Raw genomic sequence first — 16,338 nt, 5'->3', positions numbered from 1 at the left:
GTCTATTCTTTCTCAATCATGCTTTTAGCAATCTTCAAGTCTGTAACTGTTGTAATTTTAAGGTTTGAGTATTCACCTTTTGCCAAGGCTACATCTTTACCCTTAATAACAAAGATTTTACATGCATCTGTTAAAATATCTTTTTCTTCTGCTGATAAAGAACCATACAAATCAATGAAGTCTTTACAACGGAAGGTTTGAGGAGTTTGCCCTTGATAGAGATGAGCACGATTTGGAATATCTGTGATAAACTGACCGTTTGTGCTTTCAACAATGGTATCTACTGCTTCAACTACTGTATCAACAGCATCATGATTTTGTGCAAGAGCAATGTTATCTTGAATCATTCGAAGTGTGATAAAAGGACGAACTGAGTCATGAGTGACTACGATATCATCTTCCGTAATTGGACGGTAAGAATCGATAGCTTCGATTATCTTTTCAATACTCGAATTACGGTCCGCCCCACCTTTTGTGATGATGATACGATCCTTGTGAAGTGGAAGGAATTTTTCAACTAAATCTTCTGCGTGTGTCACCCAGTCTCCGTGAACTCCAACTACAATCTTTTCGATACTTGGCTCTAAGACAAATTTTTCAATTGTATGAATTAAGATTGGGCGATCTCCCAGCTCAAGAAATTGTTTGGGTAGATTACTAATACCCATGCGCGTGCCGGTTCCACCTGCTAAAATTCCAGCGTAAATCATTTTGATACTCCTTTGGTTTGTTTTAAAAACTCATTCCTTACTATTATACCATAATCTAGCACTATCTAAAAAGAAATACCAATTGTTCCTAGCAAGAAAAGGCTAGCTTTATTTAATCACATTAATATTTCATCTCTATATCCTTTTCAGCATTTTAATCTATCAAAAGCTATAAATCATAATTTAAGGATTTTTCATTCAAGAAATATAGAGTTCTTTAGAATAATAAATAAAACTTAAAGAAATCTTAAATCATTGGTTGATATGTATAGAGATCCTGAAATTTTAATTAGACTTTTCCAATTAAAATTGTTAAAATAAAATGGAAAATAAAAGAAAAGGAAGCTAAATACCGCCATGATGAATATGCAAAACATGATGCGTCAAGCTCAAAAACTTCAAAAACAAATGGAGCAAAGCCAAGCTGAATTGGCTGCCACAGAATTTGTTGGGACTTCTGCTCAAAACCTTGTAACTGCTACCTTAACAGGTGATAAAAAAGTCGTAAAAATCGATTTTAATCCTGCAGTTGTGGATCCTGAAGATATTGAAACACTTTCAGATATGACTGTTCAAGCACTCAATTCTGTTCTTGAACAAATTGATGAAACTACTAAAAAGAAACTTGGAGCATTTGCTGGTAAGTTACCATTTTAATTATATTCTCAAAAAGAGGCTAGTTTACAGCCTCTTTTAATTTATGTTAATAAACAAAGAACTCAGTTGCTTTATTTAGCAATAAGTCACTATATTCAGGGTCTTCCTGAGCAGTTACTAGTTCTTCTTTTATTCTTTCCAAGTCATCCGTAATCATTCCGTCAACACCTAGGTGAAAAGACTTATTAAATGATTCCGAACTATTGATTGTCCATACATAGAGTTTTTGCTCAGTATTCCATAGTTTCGTCACAAAGTATTCATCTAAAGTAGAATACTCCATTGTGTAGCCTGTAGCAACCGTTCTAGGAAAAACAGAATTATAGGGAAGAATAAAGTAGACAGGAATATCTATGTCATACTCTCTCACTTTTTCAACAACCTTATAATCTAAGGATTGCATTTGATGACCATAAACCTTAATTTTTGCACCGTATTTTTCTAGAAAATGTTCCATCATCTGCGGACTATCTTTATGACTGGTCTTAATTTCAATGAGAAGTTTCTGATGTAATTCATTTGCACGAGTCAGATAATCATCGAAACTTGAAATCTTTGTCTCATAACCATTCTCATGAATGTCAATCTGCTTTAACTCTTCTAAGGTCAAATCCTGTGGTGTTTTATTAATACCAGCTAAGCCTTTAAGATTAGCATCATGCATCATAACAAATTGACCATCTTTAGTTTCCTGGATATCCATCTCGATTAAATCTGGTTTTAACTGCGCTGTCTTTTCTAAGGATTCTACTGTATTTTGGACACCATTTCCATTCGATACACCACGGTGTGAAATCACAAGCGGTGGATTGACTACTGGAGCTTCAAGATAATTATATCCTTCAATCGCAAAGAGGATACATGCACACACCATGACACCCCATCTCATGATATGGTCCTTCTCGCGTCTTGGCATAATATCAAGTTCTTCTCCCGTTAAAAAAGATGTGAATTTGACAAGGAAATAGGTCAGTGCCATATAGTGGAAATTCTTAATCAGAACAAAATTCAAAATAGCAAGGACCAGAGACTCTCTCTGAGTAAGGCTATCTACTATATACTGGGTTGATAGTAAAGGGACGAGAGGAAGATAGAAGAATAGATTGGTTTTTACAATAATTAAGAATAAATGCCAGGCATAAAACCAAAAGAAATTCTTAGTTTTATCCAAACTATAAATAATCGCTTCCTTGACCGTCATCTTTTCATAAAAGACCTTAGGTAGAGTGAACATCAAGCGAACAGAAACATAAAAGAATAGGAGTGATAAGCTAATAATCGCTACCCACCATAACCAGTAGTTCTCTTCCATATAGGTTTGGATAAAATCTGGAATCACGATTTTATTTAAATAATAAATCTTAAATATCTTCCTGATAAAAGGAAATAGCATTGCCACAAATAAAAAGATAAACAGAGCTTTTGAAATAGTCATCTTCTTCATAAAAGCGAGGCTTTCACGAAATACTTTTCGACTATATTCTATAAGAGTCCTTTTTTCGTGATATAGGAGGTGGCGAGCTCCAATAAAGAGAATACTAAGTTGAAAATAGGCTACCAGTAGATTGATGGCTATTAAAATAACAAAGCCAAGACTGACAATGGGAGCATTTTTTATTATCTCAAAAATATTGTTGTAGGAAATAAACAAATATCCAGTCTGACTTAGTAAAAATCCAGCTATCACTGAGTTTAGTGGCAACCAGATATAGTCGACCAACATAAAAATTAGAAAGAATAGAAAGAGGATTTTATCTAGATTAAGGTAAATCTTTTTAAAACCCAATTTTTTCGGTTTTTCAGGTTTCATAAAAACTCCTAATCAAAAAGTTGTGATAAATCTAAGGCACCAAATGGATTCGAATTGAGACTAGTCTGAGAATTGAGTAATAGTCTACTCTCATCTGACTCCAGAAAAGCTTCATACACTCGACCAGTCATACGAGCATCCTCTAGACTATTATGAGATTGCCCTTTAAAACCTAGAAAATTAGCCACAGTTTGTAATTTTAGATTAGCAATTCCATGAAGATCAGAACTACGTCGCTCCAGTGCTTCATTATAGAGATCGACTAAATATTGTTCTCGATAGTCCAAACCATGTTCTAGTAAAATCGGTAAGTCACTCTTTGCTGCATTATAACCAACAAGGGGTAAATCACCAACAAAAATTTGAAATTTTTGGAGTACTTCTTCTACCTTTGGTGCGCCTTTCAATGTCTCTGAAGTAATCCCAGTCAATCCATTTATGAAGCTTTTTAAAGGAGCCTCTGTATAAACGTATGAATCAAATGCAGCTATTTCTTGACCATCTTTAAAATGTACTGCCGATACCTGTATCAGATGTGTTACACCTTCATGCTGATTAAACTCTAAATCAAAGGAGATATACTCTCTTAATTTTTCCATACAACATATTCCTACTCTATACTACTAAAAGAAAAGAAACTACCTGGTTTCTCTATAAAACCAAGCAGTTTTTTCTTATTTTCCAAATAAGCGAGCAAAGAAGCCTTTCTTCGTTGCTTGAACTTCTTGCTTAGCTTGTTCTAACTCTAACTGAAGATTCTCCTGATCTTTCATGGCTTGAAGTGTTAGCTGTTGTTGTTGATCTAACTGCTTATCTTTTTCAGCAATTTGACGATCTTTCACTCGTATCTGCTCATCCTTTTCTGAGAGTTGCTTATCTTTAGCTTTTAACTGCTCATATAAGCGAATAATCTCAGAATTTTTCTCATCAACCAGGATTTCCATCAACTCTCGTTGTTTGACTTCATCGCTAACTGGCTCATCTTCAAAAATTGTTTTCTTGTAGATTTCTTCTAGCTTAATCAAGCCACTGCGAGTAACAACAGTAACCCCTTTGTCATTTTTTGTTGTGTCTTCTTCTGGTAATTCTTTGACACGATTATTGATTGCTTGGCGAGATAAACCCAAGACCTCAGCAATCTCACTGACAGTCATCTCAATACTCATAATATCCTCTGATTTTTCTAGCATTTCTTTAAATTAAATATTATCATAAGCAAGCAAAACTGTCAAATATCACCCTGTTTTCAAGCCTTTCAGACATTAATTTACAAAATATAGAATACATCATAAATAGTTATTTTTAAACAAGAAAAGATGAGTCGAGCTCATCAATTTACTATGACATTTAATCCTTAAATCAAAACCTTTCTAGGTTTGTAGAGATTGTCTCGTTTTTCGAGAATGGCAAGAAGTCGCTCCCCTTCAAAAGCAGCTACTTCTTTCACAGTTTGCTCTAACTCAATAAAGCGGCCAAAACGGACTTCCTCTGCCTGTTCCGGAGTAAGATAAACCTTAACTAAATCCCCTGTCCCAATCTCGAGCGGATGGAGAAAGTCCAGTTGTCCAGCCTCTACTTTTTCTGCAATTTCTTCCAAGGTCAAGGAATCTTCTAACTGTAAACCTGCAGCACTTGTCCGTGTCAAATGTGACATATGAGCTGCATAACCTAGTTTTTCTCCCAAGTCAACCGATAAGGTACGGATATAGGTTCCCTTGCTACATTTTACTCGGAATGTAAAACGTGCAAGTTTATCCTCGTAGGAAATAGGACTGGTTCTTTCAAAACTATAAATGGTCACCTGACGTTCTGGGCGCTCGACTTCCTGACCAGCACGCGCATACTCATAGAGCTTGCGCCCATTGACCTTGACAGCTGAGTACATTGGTGGAATTTGAGTGATAGGTCCAGTCAGACTAGCAATTGCTTCATCGACAAGCTTTTCATCCAATGGAGCTAAAACAGGAGTTTCATCAACTATTTCACCACTAGCATCTTCAGTAGTCGTTGAATAACCTAGAGTGATTTCTCCCTCATAGACTTTACCCTCATCCTGCATGAACTCAACCATGCGTGTTGCCTTACCAACCGCAATAGGCAAAACACCCACCACATCCGGATCTAAGGTACCACCGTGACCGATTTTCTTGGTTCCTAAAATCTTACGCAATTTAAAAACCGCATCATGCGAGGTCATTCCTGCTTCTTTTTTTAAGTTGATAATACCGTTCATGTGTTGCTTTCTGATTTCCTTTCTCATCATGTGGTTAATAAAGTTATTTTCATTCGTTCCAGTATCATTTAAACCATCCTCTCATGCATTTTATAAGGCTATTGGCATGTTTTTTAAGGTTTTTTATGTAGCATCAATAACAAATCTATAGGTAAATACCCTACTATTCACCTCTGTCTCTCCAATTTTTTAAGATAGTATAAATATAATGTATTAGTAATCCTACTAAAAATGCGAACAAAGGGCGTAATGATACCAAGCTTACACCTACAACAAGGAAAGCTGATAAAAAATAAATGATAAACGCCTCTAACTTAGAAGGTCTTCTCCCCTCTGGAAGCATATCTAAATGTTCCTTTGTTATAGCTGAGCGATCATTGAATTGATAAAAGAAACGATATCTTGCAGATAAAGAATCAATATCTAAAAAGTCATACCCCCTAATATAATCAATTATGTAAAACATCAGTAAATTGTCAATTTCGTCAATATTTTCAGTATAGAGAGAAAAGTTTCTCTTTCCAGCAATTGCAATATTACTTTCAGCATAAACGGCAATCGGAATGCCATCTTTTGTAACAGGTAAAATATCTCCTTTACTACCTGAACCTACACTCCTCATTTCATAGTTATTTAAATTGAATTGAAAAACTCCATGCCAGTACGCTTGTTCCCATAAATGTTCAAATCTTTTTTCTTCATAATAAATCAAATCCTTATTTAACCCTCTTGCGACTATTCTTTTCCTCTTAGAAATGAATTCTGATTTTTTAAAGACAAGAATTTCTACATCTTTTGCATATAGACGATAACCTTCCTCTTCTTGAACGATTTCAATTCTTTCAGTCCAATATTCATCATCAGGTAATTTTGACTGAAGGATAAATCCTTCTGAGTTTCCACGTAATTTTAATTGTATTTCCATGTTTCACCCCCCTATTGATAAGCCCAATCCAAATGGTCCTAGTTTCATTTTTGCCTCTGCTTTTTAGTATCTGGACAATGATTAACAATCATGACAGGCTCTACACCTTCTCTCGCTCGAACAACACTCCCAATCGGTAAAGTAGTACGTTCTGACATCAGTTTTCTCCTCCTAAATACTTCTGCGCTTCCTGCACATAAAATAGATCTGGATTTTCATGGACGATGCTTTCAAACAAACTACGGGCACGTTCTTCATCTCCTTTTAATTGGGCATTGAGAGCGCCGTAATAAGAAAACATGATTCGAGCTAACTTATTTTCTGGTTCGGCAGTGTCGAAGTAGTCATTCATTTCTTTATTGAACACAATATCTTTTATGGCTTGGGCTTGAGCAACGAGTTTGGCCTTACCGCCTTTCGAATCTGGTGCCTTGGACAATTGTTCCTCAAAGAAAGCAATATCTTGCATATCTTGAAGATGGATAGACACTTTTAATAGTTCAAAGCTTGATATTAAAAATGTATAGTCTCTTAATCTACCCCAAATTTTTTTCAAATTATACTTGGACATATTTTCCTTGGCAGCTTGAAAATCTCCTTTTAGATAAGCTACTTGACCTTGGATAAATTGATAATACTCTTGATATGTTGCCCTATAAATCTTAATCGATTTCTCAGATTGGACCCTGAACATATCTACATAGAGCTTAAGATTAATAGAATCGTTTAACACTAGATAAATAACTTTGTTTAGGACAAAACGTAGATATAAGATCCAGATGATTAGAACCCACATCAGTGAAGCAAATATCAGCCCCAAAATTTTGGTATCAGGTTGGTATACTAAAAAAACTCCTATTGCTCCAATACCTATTGCTACAACTGAACTAATTAGAATAACAGTCTCTATTTGCAACAGAGTGTTTTCTGTCGCCCTACTAACTATTTTTTCAACTAATTTCATATGTTACTCTCTTATTTCTCTGCTCCTATATATTTCTTCGCTTCCTGAACATAAAAAAGTACTGGATTTTCATGGGCGATACTTTCAAACAAACTACGAGCACGAGCTTCATCTCCTTTTAGCTGAGCATTGAGAGCTCCGTAATAAGAGAACATGATTCGAGCTAATTTATTTTCTGGTTTCGCAGTGTCGAAGTAATCGTTTGATATTTTATTACAATAGATATCAACAATAGCCTTTAAACTCAAAATTTTTTCCTGATATTTTAAAATTTGCGATTGAACATTACTTGTTAGTCCTTCAATTTCTATCATCAATTCTCTCAATTCTAAACAATCATTCAAATGAACCAAGTTTAGGATGCTATAATACTTGATATTAAATACATAGTACAGATTTTTGGATTTTTTTAGATTACAATTTTTTATGTTATTCAGCAATTCTAAACTATCTTGAAAGTGTCCTCTATAAAAGGATACTCTTGCATTTGCCAAATATTTTGGAAGAACTTGAACATTTCTATTTAAAGAATTTTCCTCAGCTCTAGCAACTATTTCTTGATACTTTGCTAAATTGATATCTTGAGACAAAATATCAATTAAAGCCTTATCAAGTAATAGTTTAGATAGAAGAATAAACAGTATAACAAAGACAAGAAATATTGTTAATATCTTTGTGTAAGTGGTCGATGAATGGTTAAAAATATAGACATAAACAATTACTGTTGAAAACACTAAAAAATACAGCAAGTATTTAAATATAATTTTAAGAAAAATTAATTCTATTTTATCAGCTGACCATATTCTAATAATTTTTATAGCTCTTTTCATATAAATTCCTGGTTCTATGGAAAATTTACTCCCCCTTCAAGGCATCAAACTTTGCTTTCATAGTTGGATTTTTACGAGTCAATTTTTTAACGGAAACATCGTCCAACTTATTGTTTGCGAGGCGGAGTTGGTTTTCTGATGTGGTCAAGAATTTCTTGACTTCTTCCATCCTTTTGATGGCCTTGTCGATTTCGTCAATAGCCTTGCCGAAGTTAACAGAAGCTGAGTTGTAGTTTTTGGCAAAGGCAAGCTTAAAAGCATCTAGGTCTTCTTCAAAGTGGGTGATGTCAATATTTTGCTCACGTATAAGTGCTAACTCCTGCTTGTATTTTAGGGAGTTAAGAGCAGCATTGCGCAAGAGCCCGATCAGTTGGATAAAGAACTGAGGGCGCACGACATACATCTTTTCATACTCGTGGCTGACGTCAACAATTCCAGTATTGAAGTAATCATTATCAGCCTCAAGCATAGTCACTAATACGGCATACTCACAGTTCTTCTCACGACGATCCTTATCCAACTCCTTGTAGAAATCTGCATTCTTATGCTTCTTTTCAGTTCCGTCAGCTTCATTTTTCATCTCAAACATGATGGAAATGAATTCTAGCCCATTATCATCAAAGTCACGGAAGATAAAATCACCTTTAGAACCACGAGCTGAAACTTTGTTATCCTTTTCGAAATAGGCATTAGGGAAGGCAAAACTACGAATTCTGTCGAACTCACTTTCCGCATACCTCTCTAAGCTTTCACCAATTTCCTTGGTTGACTGTTGAGCCTTGAAATTCTTATAGAACTCAACCTGCTCATTAGCCAATCTTAACTCCGTCTTATGTTCTCGCTCAATTGAAGCCAAGTTTAGTTCGTTTTCCTTCTCTTGAAGGAGCAATTGATGCTTCAGTTCTTTCCGTTCTTTCTCTAAATCAGACAGTGTCTTTTGCAGTTGATTCTCATGCTCCAAGCGTAAGGTAGCTAGCTGATTCTCCAGTGCTTGAACTTCTTTTTCCTTCTCTAGGAGACTTTGACTAGCACTTTGCTCTACTTCCTTTTTGGCTAATTCTTTTTCGGTATCAAAGTTCTGAATTTGACTTTGAAGCTGGGCAATTTCTTGGTCTTTTTGCGCAAGTTTTGTCTGCTGTTCATTCATGGCTTTTTGCTCAGCCAAGGCCAGCTCTTGCTTCATACGTTCATGCAATTCCTTATCAAACTCTACAGTTCGGACTTGAGAAATCAGCTCTGCATATTGGCTTTCATTAACTGTAAAAACTTCCCCACAATTTGGACATTTAATTTCGTTCATGATTTTCCTCTTTATTTAACATTACTACATTCATTATAGCATGGAAAAACAAAAAGAAAAAGTTGGAATAATCCAACTTTTAATCTACGTATGTATCTTCGTTCTTGTTTAAGAAGGCATAAGGCAATCCCATCAGTAGACCACCGCCGATAAAGTTACCAATAAAGGTTACACCCCAGTGACGAAGAATATTTCCAATACCGAAGTTTGCGATAGAATCAGCAGCAACACTGAACTTCACAATCGCAAATGAAGCAAAGTTTGCGGCGATGTGCTCATTTGTTAAGAATACAAACATGTAAATGGCTGATAGAACCAACCAAAGTTTTGCTCCACCATCCTTAACTAAAACAAATGAAAGAATGGCGATGTTTACAAAGATATTAGCTAGAATACCTTCAAGTAAAACAAGTTCATTAGAGCGTCCCAACTTCATTTCTACAACTCCAGAAATAAAGCTATCATGTGTTAGATTAGCGTAAGCTGCTGAATGAGCAAATCCCCAACCAGCGATAAGCGCACCAATTAAGTTAAAGAAAGTACAATATAGAAGAATTTCAGCTGTTTTTCTCCAGCTAATTTTTTTCAAAAAACTACCCGCTGTTAAGAACATCATGTTTGACGTTACCAATTCAGCATTTAAGAAGACAATATAAGCTAGTCCCCAAGCGAAAACAAACGGGAAAAGGAAGCGTCCACTACCTGGTACAATCTTATTAATCAAATCTGCACCAACGGCTCCTGCTGCCGTACTGAAAGTTAAGAAAGCGCCTGCAAACATTGAGCGAATTGCATATTTGAATTTACTTTGACTGTAAAGACTTTCCTTTTTCTTACAAGCAAATTCGATTTTTGAAATAAATTCTGATGAGACCATATAAACTCCTAAAACTTTTATTTGTGAATATTATAACATAAAATCGATATAATGGGAAGGTTTTCATAAATCAATCACTAATATTTTTTAAAAATATCGGAATCATTTACACCCTTGTAGTATTAAGTTTTTACACTTCAAATATCTCTGAAAACTATTCCTGAACTTCTAAAGCTATTTATTATAATTAATATAATTTTTAACTAAAATAAAAAGAGAGAAACCTAGCATTTCTCCCCACTTCAATTGATAAATTTTAGTCTACATAAGTCTCTTCATTTTTATTTAAAAAGGCATATGGTAATCCAATCAAGAAACCGCCACCTATTAAGTTAGCAACAAAGGTAACTCCCCAATGACGTATGATATTAGGAATATCAAAATTGGCAATCTGGTCAGCTACAATACTAAATTTAATAATGCTAAAGGATGAAAAGTTAGCTGCAATGTGCTCGTTTGACAAGAAAACAAACATAGAAATGGCTGATAAGATAATCCACAGCTTAGCACCGCTATCCTTAACCAAAATAGATGATAGAATGGCAATGTTTACAAACATATTTGCCAGAATCCCCTCCAACAAGACCAAATCATTAGGTCTTGCTAACTTCTTAGCTACAATTTTGGGTAGGTAACTGTCGTGTGTTAGATGTGAAAAAGCAGATGAATTAGCAAAGCACCAACCTGCTAAGATAGCTCCAACTAAGTTGAAAAAAGCACAATAGAGTAAGATAATAAAGGCTTTCTTCCAATCAATCTTCTTCAAGAATGTTCCAGCTGTTAGGTACATCATGTTTGATGTGACCAATTCAGCATTTAAAAATACAATGTAAACCAGTCCCCAAGCAAACACAAAGGGAAAAAGAAAATAGCCAGCACTAGGAATGATGCTATTTAGTAGATCAGCACCGATAGCACCAGCGGCTGTACTAAAGGTTAAGAAAGCACCTGCAAACATGGAACGAATAGCATATTTGAACTTACTTTTGTCAAATAGATTTTCTTTCTTATGACAATAATAATCAATCTTTGAAATAAATTCTGAAGAACTCATATAAACTCCTAAAAATTTTCTGTTACTATTATAACATAAAAAACTTTAAGAGAATAAAGAATCTTTCAGACCTTATTTTTCTATCATCTTTTTTAGAAGTCCTTACACAAGCTACAGCGAAAAATCATTACCATCTAGCCATTAGTTGCCAAAGTTCATAATTTCTTCCCTACTCATTCCAACAAGCTCTGAAACCCACAAGCCGATAATATCGGACAAAATAGAATCAAAAGCATATTCATCCTCAGCATGACCATATTTACAAGTGAAAATAGGGGTTCTTATGGCTGATTGATAAAATTTTAAGGCTAACTCTTGCAGTTTTTCTGGATCAAATTCAAGTCCCAACTCTTGTGCAAGTCCAGTTCTCACTTTATCTCAATCTTCACCTTCTGACTGATAGTTTTCTCGTACTTTGTCGATATATCCTTTACAGAATTGTGACAGCAAATGCTTGTTATGATAGAGCAAACAACAGGAAATATCTGAGATAAATTCAGCATGAAGTAAGAAGGCAAGCAGGTCCCTAAGGCTTTCTGCCCCCCCTCCCAACTTGGCCTTCACTCTCTATAAAGCCGATACTCTCATCCTCAATGAATAACATATTCTCCCCCACTTCCATCTTTAGCAAAGGCTATGGGCGAAAGAGAATAAACTTCATTGATCTGAGAAAATTCGACCTCTCGAAACTCCTCATAAAATAAAATATCACATTGCTTTGACAACCTTCACAAGTGACAACAATTCAATTTTAGCAATTGACTCTTAATAATGATGGATTTTAATATGGTACTTCTTGGCCACATTGGCAAGATTTTTCACTAACTCCTCGTTTCTTTTGCTTTTCCCAAAATGAAAAGTAAAAGATTTTCCATCTTTCCTTGTAAAATACAGATGATACCTGTCCCCATTCATTCTTCTTCCTCGAATGTAATCAATATCTATCTGTCTAATTTCAGCTAAAGGAACAATCCTTTTTCTAAAAAGAATAATAGCATGAATGTATAATCTTCCCTTTGCGATATGAAAAGGATCAAACATACTCCCACCACTTTTTAAGGCTGTTGAAACTCTTTGGAAAAAAAGATAGAAATAAAATAGTGCTAAGAACATTATCAGATATCTAATGACCTGGTGTTCCCAAATGATTTCAAAAACTGAAAAAATATAACTATACATACTAGAAAATTCCTTATATTTTTCTTTATTATACCACTTTATCTACTAAAGAACCTCAAATATAAAGAAAAGCAGTTGAACCAGGTTCAACTGCTTAATTGTTTAAAAATTATCTAGTCAAATCAATTCGTTGACCAATTTTTCCAATGATAATAGCACCGATGATTAAGGAAGCAAATTCTCCGATACCTGTAGTGAACCATGTCAAGAAAAATGGAGCTTCAGCAACAAGATACAATTCAGCCGCAATTGTTACCATAGATATTGAGAATAGAATTGAAAAGAAGAAATGATCTTTTCGAATCAATCCATTAAATAGATAGTCTTTGCTGTATTTGCTAAACAAGATGACTCCAAGACTTAGGAATACTAAAGTCGATCCACCTCCAACGGCAACGTCGATAATACCAAAGCTGAAGAAATTGGCAATCATACATCCAATCGTAACACCGATGATATACTTAGGATTATAAAAAGCTAGGAAATTCATCATTTCAGAGATACGGAACTGGTAAGCACCATAACTGATAGCATTAAGCGGTGGCGTAATCGTTAAGACCACATAGATAGCGGCGACAATGGCAATATCTGCCATATCACGAACGGTAAGTTTTTTCATGTTTTCTCCTTTAGCGGCTATGCCGCGTGTAATATGCTTGGTGAAAGAAGCTAAGCACCAAGGGTTGATGAAAAGTCAACTTTACAAGTATAGCACATTTATCAGCTTTATGCTATACTAATCTTATGAAAACATATATAAAAAAATTTTTTGATAACGAAATTTTATCCTATTTATTTTTTGGAGTTGCAACTACCGTAGTATCAATATTTGTTCGTATCGTCATCTTTTATCTAACACAGCAAGAGCTAGTTGCGACTGCTTTAGGGAATATTGCTGGAATTCTATTTGCCTTTTTTACAAATGACACATTTGTATTTAAGCAACAAAGAAAAAACTGGTTTAACCGATTAATTAAATTTACCTCTGCAAGACTAATAACATTTTTATTGGATCTTCTACTAACTTTTATTTTTGTAACAAGCTTCCCTCAGATCATTGGTTACTTTGTTGGAAATGATATTAATACAATTAATACAGTTGAAATCTTTATTGCACAGGTTACGATGGTTATTCTCAACTACGTTTTTAGTAAGCTTTTTGTATTTAAAAAGAAATAATCACTTTTCTTGCAATTAATATAAATTTACGATACAATGTAAACTGAAGAATTTCGAAAGGAAAAAGAAAATGTTAAAAGATCTTAAAGCATTTTTGCTCCGTGGTAATGTCGTAGACCTTGCTGTCGGTGTGATCATCGCCACTGCATTTGGTGCTATCGTAACTTCATTCGTTAACGATATCATCACTCCACTTCTATTGAACCCAGCTTTGAAAGCTGCGAACGTTGATCGTATCGCTGAACTTTCATGGAATGGTGTTGCTTACGGAAGTTTCTTGAGCGCTATTATCAACTTTGTTGTTGTAGGTACTGTTCTTTTCTTTGTTGTTAAAGGAATTGAAAAAGCTCAAAGCCTTGGTAAGAAAGAAGAAGCTGAAGAAGCTCCAGCAGGTCCAACTGAATTGGAAGTTCTTCAAGAAATCAAAGCACTTCTTGAAAAAAAATAAATATTTAAAAGGATTTAGATATTGTCTAAATCCTTTTTTATTGTTATATTTCATCTTTTAGATGACTCTTGAGTTACACCATATTTTTTGATATAATGAGGGAAGTTTCCACCCTTAGTGTAATGGATATCACGTAAGATTCCGGTTCTTGAGATGGGGGTTCGATTCCCTCAGGGTGGATTATAGATAGAATATTATTAATAATTGAAAAAGCAGTGTATTATCACTACTTTTTTATTTATATCTATACCTGCTCCGATAGTTCTTCCCACTCCAGCATAGCTTCTTCCTGACGTTGACTAATCTTATCAAGTTCTGCTTGTAATTGCATGAGTTCATCGGCATCATTGCTAGTTAGCATTTGCTCTGAGATATCTTGGGCTTGAGTTTCAAGTTCTTCGATTTCTGTCTCAAGTTTTTCAATTTGTTTCATTAGCTTACGAAGCTCTTTTTGTGTCTCCTTCTGAACTTGGTAATCATTAAGAGAAGAACTTTCCTTCTCTTGATTGATAGTCTCTAATTCCACTTCTTTAGAAGTTGCTAACTCTGCTTTTTTATCAACATAATAGTCATAATCACCCAAATAGAGGGTAGAACCATTTTCAGATAATTCCAGTACATGAGTGGCTACTCGATTGATAAAGTAACGGTCATGACTGACAAAGAGAAGAGTTCCGTCAAAGTCAATCAGGGCATTTTCTAGAACTTCCTTGCTATCAATGTCCAAGTGGTTGGTTGGCTCATCAAGTATTAGGAAGTTATTATTTTCCATAGACAACTTCGCCAGCAGCAAGCGAGCTTTCTCTCCACCCGACAACATCCCTACAGATTTCTTAACATCGTCACCTGAGAAAAGGAAGGCACCTAGACGATTACGGATTTCAACTTCTGGTCTTAATTTAAAATCATTCCAGAGTTCGTCTAGAACACTATTACTTGGTGTTAGCTTACTTTGAGTTTGGTCATAGTAGCCAACCTCAACATTGGCACCAAAACGCTTCTCTCCCTTGATAAAGGGAATCTGGTCCACTATAGACTTGATAAAGGTTGTCTTCCCAATACCATTAGGACCTACAACTGCTACCGCATTCATCTTACGAAGGTCGAGATTGATAGGCTCTGATAGTATTTCCCCATCATAACCTATAGCAGCATTTTCAACCTCCAAAACGACATTTCCTGATACTTTATCAGAATGGAAGGTCATATTAGCCGATTTCTTACCAGCTTCAGGCTTGTCCAAACGCTCCATCTTTTCCAGTTGCTTGCGACGGGACTGGGCACGTTTGGTGGTCGAAGCTCGTACTAAATTACGATTAACAAAGTCTTCTAGGGCAGCTATTTCTTTTTGCTGCTTTTCATAGTTCTTAGCTTCAGTCAGCAGCTTCTGCTCTTTCTGCTCCACAAAAGAGGAGTAATTTCCCACATACCTATCTAGAGAATGCTTAGTTAAGTCCAAAGTGATGGTAGCCACTTTATCAAGGAAATAACGGTCATGACTGACGATAATGAGGGCACCGCTATAGTTTACCAGGTAGTTTTCTAACCAGGCAATGGTTTCAATATCCAGATGGTTAGTTGGTTCATCTAAAACTAAAAGGTTTGGTTTCTCAAGTAACATTTTTGCCAGAGCTAAACGTGTATTTTGCCCACCAGAAAGCTCAGCGATTCTCATCTGCCACATAGACTCATCAAACTTAAAACCATTTAAAATAGAGCGAATATCAGCTTCGTAGGAAAAACCTCCAGCCTGACGGAAATTCTCAGATAAGAGGTCATAATTAGACATCAAATTTTCTAAATCAGCACCTGTCTTTTCACCCATCTCAAGTTCCATTTGGCGAAGCTGTTTTTCTGTGCTACGTAAATCATCAAAGACATGCAACATTTCGTCATAGATGGTATTTTCTGACTCAAATCGACTATCCTGTGCTAGATAAGAGAGAGAAATATCTTTTTTCTTATTTATCTCTCCACTGGTTGGTTCTTCTTCTCCAACCAATATTTTCAATAATGTAGACTTTCCTGCTCCATTTTTTCCAACGAGAGCGATACGATCTCTTTCATCTACTTGGAGATTGATATTATCAAATAAAACTTCTCCTGCAAATGAGCGTTCAATTTTATTAGCTTGTAAAATAATCATGTAACCATTTTACTATCTTTTTTTGA

The 16,338-nt window shown here is 35.2% G+C and carries 18 protein-coding genes, 1 tRNA gene, 1 pseudogene and 1 riboswitch; of the genes and pseudogenes, 4 read left to right on the top strand and 16 right to left on the bottom strand.

Annotated features, from left to right (window positions below):
* Positions 1-2: 2 nt before the first annotated feature.
* Positions 3-710 carry an IspD/TarI family cytidylyltransferase gene (locus tag BQ2679_RS06960; protein WP_075567502.1) on the bottom strand — a complete coding sequence of 236 codons (708 nt, stop codon included), beginning with the start codon at positions 708-710 and terminating at the stop codon, positions 3-5.
* Positions 711-1,067: 357 nt separating this feature from the next.
* On the opposite strand from BQ2679_RS06960, the gene BQ2679_RS06955 reads away from it, so the two are divergent.
* Positions 1,068-1,367: a YbaB/EbfC family nucleoid-associated protein gene (locus tag BQ2679_RS06955; RefSeq protein WP_075567501.1), complete on the top strand. Its 300-nt coding sequence runs from the start codon at positions 1,068-1,070 to the stop codon at positions 1,365-1,367.
* A 46-nt stretch (positions 1,368-1,413) separates the two neighbouring features.
* Here the strand turns inward: BQ2679_RS06955 and BQ2679_RS06950 are convergent, their stop codons facing one another.
* From BQ2679_RS06950 to BQ2679_RS06885, 14 genes and pseudogenes are all read right to left on the bottom strand, one after another.
* The gene (locus tag BQ2679_RS06950) at positions 1,414-3,177 is read right to left on the bottom strand and encodes a glycerophosphoryl diester phosphodiesterase membrane domain-containing protein (protein WP_075567500.1); all 1,764 of its coding nucleotides are present in this window, start codon (positions 3,175-3,177) and stop codon (positions 1,414-1,416) included.
* A gap of 8 nt (positions 3,178-3,185) precedes the next feature.
* On the bottom strand, positions 3,186-3,776 hold the full coding sequence (locus BQ2679_RS06945) for a 3'-5' exonuclease (protein ID WP_075567499.1): 591 nt from the start codon (positions 3,774-3,776) through the stop codon (positions 3,186-3,188).
* Positions 3,777-3,851: 75 nt separating this feature from the next.
* A complete protein-coding gene (locus BQ2679_RS06940) occupies positions 3,852-4,343 on the bottom strand; it encodes a MarR family transcriptional regulator (protein WP_075568071.1) in 492 nt (163 codons plus the stop codon).
* Positions 4,344-4,531: 188 nt separating this feature from the next.
* On the bottom strand, positions 4,532-5,410 hold the full coding sequence (gene truB / locus BQ2679_RS06935) for a tRNA pseudouridine(55) synthase TruB (RefSeq protein ID WP_075567498.1): 879 nt from the start codon (positions 5,408-5,410) through the stop codon (positions 4,532-4,534).
* A gap of 163 nt (positions 5,411-5,573) precedes the next feature.
* Positions 5,574-6,335 (bottom strand): hypothetical protein, encoded by a 762-nt coding sequence (locus BQ2679_RS06930; protein ID WP_075567497.1) that lies wholly within the window; start codon positions 6,333-6,335, stop codon positions 5,574-5,576.
* A 44-nt stretch (positions 6,336-6,379) separates the two neighbouring features.
* On the bottom strand, positions 6,380-6,493 hold the full coding sequence (locus BQ2679_RS11105; protein ID WP_244491723.1) for a DUF4176 domain-containing protein: 114 nt from the start codon (positions 6,491-6,493) through the stop codon (positions 6,380-6,382).
* The gene (locus BQ2679_RS06925; RefSeq protein WP_075567496.1) at positions 6,493-7,299 is read right to left on the bottom strand and encodes a hypothetical protein; all 807 of its coding nucleotides are present in this window, start codon (positions 7,297-7,299) and stop codon (positions 6,493-6,495) included. The genes BQ2679_RS11105 and BQ2679_RS06925 overlap by 1 nt, the downstream gene beginning before the upstream one ends.
* A gap of 11 nt (positions 7,300-7,310) precedes the next feature.
* A complete protein-coding gene (locus BQ2679_RS06920) occupies positions 7,311-8,129 on the bottom strand; it encodes a hypothetical protein (protein WP_075567495.1) in 819 nt (272 codons plus the stop codon).
* A 25-nt stretch (positions 8,130-8,154) separates the two neighbouring features.
* Complete coding sequence (locus tag BQ2679_RS06915; protein ID WP_075567494.1) at positions 8,155-9,429, bottom strand: DUF2130 domain-containing protein; 1,275 nt, start codon at positions 9,427-9,429, stop codon at positions 8,155-8,157.
* Positions 9,430-9,508: 79 nt separating this feature from the next.
* The gene (locus BQ2679_RS06910) at positions 9,509-10,306 is read right to left on the bottom strand and encodes a formate/nitrite transporter family protein (protein WP_075567493.1); all 798 of its coding nucleotides are present in this window, start codon (positions 10,304-10,306) and stop codon (positions 9,509-9,511) included.
* Positions 10,307-10,562: 256 nt separating this feature from the next.
* A complete protein-coding gene (locus BQ2679_RS06905) occupies positions 10,563-11,360 on the bottom strand; it encodes a formate/nitrite transporter family protein (protein WP_075567492.1) in 798 nt (265 codons plus the stop codon).
* A 141-nt stretch (positions 11,361-11,501) separates the two neighbouring features.
* Positions 11,502-12,085, bottom strand: a pseudogene (locus tag BQ2679_RS10515) (hypothetical protein).
* Between the two features lie 40 nt (positions 12,086-12,125).
* Complete coding sequence (locus BQ2679_RS06890) at positions 12,126-12,473, bottom strand: hypothetical protein (protein WP_244491722.1); 348 nt, start codon at positions 12,471-12,473, stop codon at positions 12,126-12,128.
* A 175-nt stretch (positions 12,474-12,648) separates the two neighbouring features.
* Complete coding sequence (locus tag BQ2679_RS06885; RefSeq protein ID WP_075567490.1) at positions 12,649-13,158, bottom strand: QueT transporter family protein; 510 nt, start codon at positions 13,156-13,158, stop codon at positions 12,649-12,651.
* Positions 13,156-13,255: riboswitch (PreQ1 riboswitch) on the bottom strand. (Overlaps the previous gene by 3 nt.)
* Before the next feature lie 28 nt (positions 13,256-13,283).
* On the opposite strand from BQ2679_RS06885, the gene BQ2679_RS06880 reads away from it, so the two are divergent.
* The 3 genes from BQ2679_RS06880 to BQ2679_RS06870 all read left to right on the top strand — a co-directional run bounded on the left by BQ2679_RS06880 (position 13,284) and on the right by BQ2679_RS06870 (position 14,346).
* Positions 13,284-13,718: a GtrA family protein gene (locus BQ2679_RS06880; protein WP_075568069.1), complete on the top strand. Its 435-nt coding sequence runs from the start codon at positions 13,284-13,286 to the stop codon at positions 13,716-13,718.
* 70 nt (positions 13,719-13,788) lie between these two features.
* Entirely contained in the window at positions 13,789-14,166 is a 378-nt protein-coding gene (gene mscL / locus BQ2679_RS06875; RefSeq protein WP_075567489.1) for a large conductance mechanosensitive channel protein MscL, read from the top strand.
* A gap of 108 nt (positions 14,167-14,274) precedes the next feature.
* Positions 14,275-14,346 (top strand) — tRNA-Arg (locus BQ2679_RS06870).
* 64 nt (positions 14,347-14,410) lie between these two features.
* On the opposite strand, the gene BQ2679_RS06865 is transcribed toward BQ2679_RS06870, so the two are convergent.
* Positions 14,411-16,312, bottom strand: a complete 1,902-nt coding sequence (locus tag BQ2679_RS06865) for an ABC-F family ATP-binding cassette domain-containing protein (protein ID WP_075567488.1) — start codon at positions 16,310-16,312, stop codon at positions 14,411-14,413.
* Between the last annotated feature and the right edge of the window lie 26 nt (positions 16,313-16,338).

It is taken from the genome of Streptococcus timonensis (genome assembly GCF_900095845.1).
Lineage (GTDB): Bacteria > Bacillota > Bacilli > Lactobacillales > Streptococcaceae > Streptococcus > Streptococcus timonensis.
Note: the sequence above shows the minus strand (reverse complement) of the source record. Positions and strands in the feature narration are given on the sequence as shown.

Bases quoted from the DNA above. Each gene is read 5' to 3' on its own strand.
- BQ2679_RS06960 (WP_075567502.1), bottom strand. From the start codon at position 710: ATGATTTACGCTGGAATTTTAGCAGGTGGAACCGGCACGCGCATGGGT.
- BQ2679_RS06955 (WP_075567501.1), top strand. From the start codon at position 1,068: ATGATGAATATGCAAAACATGATGCGTCAAGCTCAAAAACTTCAAAAA.
- BQ2679_RS06950 (WP_075567500.1), bottom strand. From the start codon at position 3,177: ATGAAACCTGAAAAACCGAAAAAATTGGGTTTTAAAAAGATTTACCTT.
- BQ2679_RS06945 (WP_075567499.1), bottom strand. From the start codon at position 3,776: ATGGAAAAATTAAGAGAGTATATCTCCTTTGATTTAGAGTTTAATCAG.
- BQ2679_RS06940 (WP_075568071.1), bottom strand. From the start codon at position 4,343: ATGAGTATTGAGATGACTGTCAGTGAGATTGCTGAGGTCTTGGGTTTA.
- truB (WP_075567498.1), bottom strand. From the start codon at position 5,410: ATGAACGGTATTATCAACTTAAAAAAAGAAGCAGGAATGACCTCGCAT.
- BQ2679_RS06930 (WP_075567497.1), bottom strand. From the start codon at position 6,335: ATGGAAATACAATTAAAATTACGTGGAAACTCAGAAGGATTTATCCTT.
- BQ2679_RS11105 (WP_244491723.1), bottom strand. From the start codon at position 6,493: ATGTCAGAACGTACTACTTTACCGATTGGGAGTGTTGTTCGAGCGAGA.
- BQ2679_RS06925 (WP_075567496.1), bottom strand. From the start codon at position 7,299: ATGAAATTAGTTGAAAAAATAGTTAGTAGGGCGACAGAAAACACTCTG.
- BQ2679_RS06920 (WP_075567495.1), bottom strand. From the start codon at position 8,129: ATGAAAAGAGCTATAAAAATTATTAGAATATGGTCAGCTGATAAAATA.
- BQ2679_RS06915 (WP_075567494.1), bottom strand. From the start codon at position 9,429: ATGAACGAAATTAAATGTCCAAATTGTGGGGAAGTTTTTACAGTTAAT.
- BQ2679_RS06910 (WP_075567493.1), bottom strand. From the start codon at position 10,306: ATGGTCTCATCAGAATTTATTTCAAAAATCGAATTTGCTTGTAAGAAA.
- BQ2679_RS06905 (WP_075567492.1), bottom strand. From the start codon at position 11,360: ATGAGTTCTTCAGAATTTATTTCAAAGATTGATTATTATTGTCATAAG.
- BQ2679_RS06890 (WP_244491722.1), bottom strand. From the start codon at position 12,473: ATGTTCTTAGCACTATTTTATTTCTATCTTTTTTTCCAAAGAGTTTCA.
- BQ2679_RS06885 (WP_075567490.1), bottom strand. From the start codon at position 13,158: ATGAAAAAACTTACCGTTCGTGATATGGCAGATATTGCCATTGTCGCC.
- BQ2679_RS06880 (WP_075568069.1), top strand. From the start codon at position 13,284: ATGAAAACATATATAAAAAAATTTTTTGATAACGAAATTTTATCCTAT.
- mscL (WP_075567489.1), top strand. From the start codon at position 13,789: ATGTTAAAAGATCTTAAAGCATTTTTGCTCCGTGGTAATGTCGTAGAC.
- BQ2679_RS06865 (WP_075567488.1), bottom strand. From the start codon at position 16,312: ATGATTATTTTACAAGCTAATAAAATTGAACGCTCATTTGCAGGAGAA.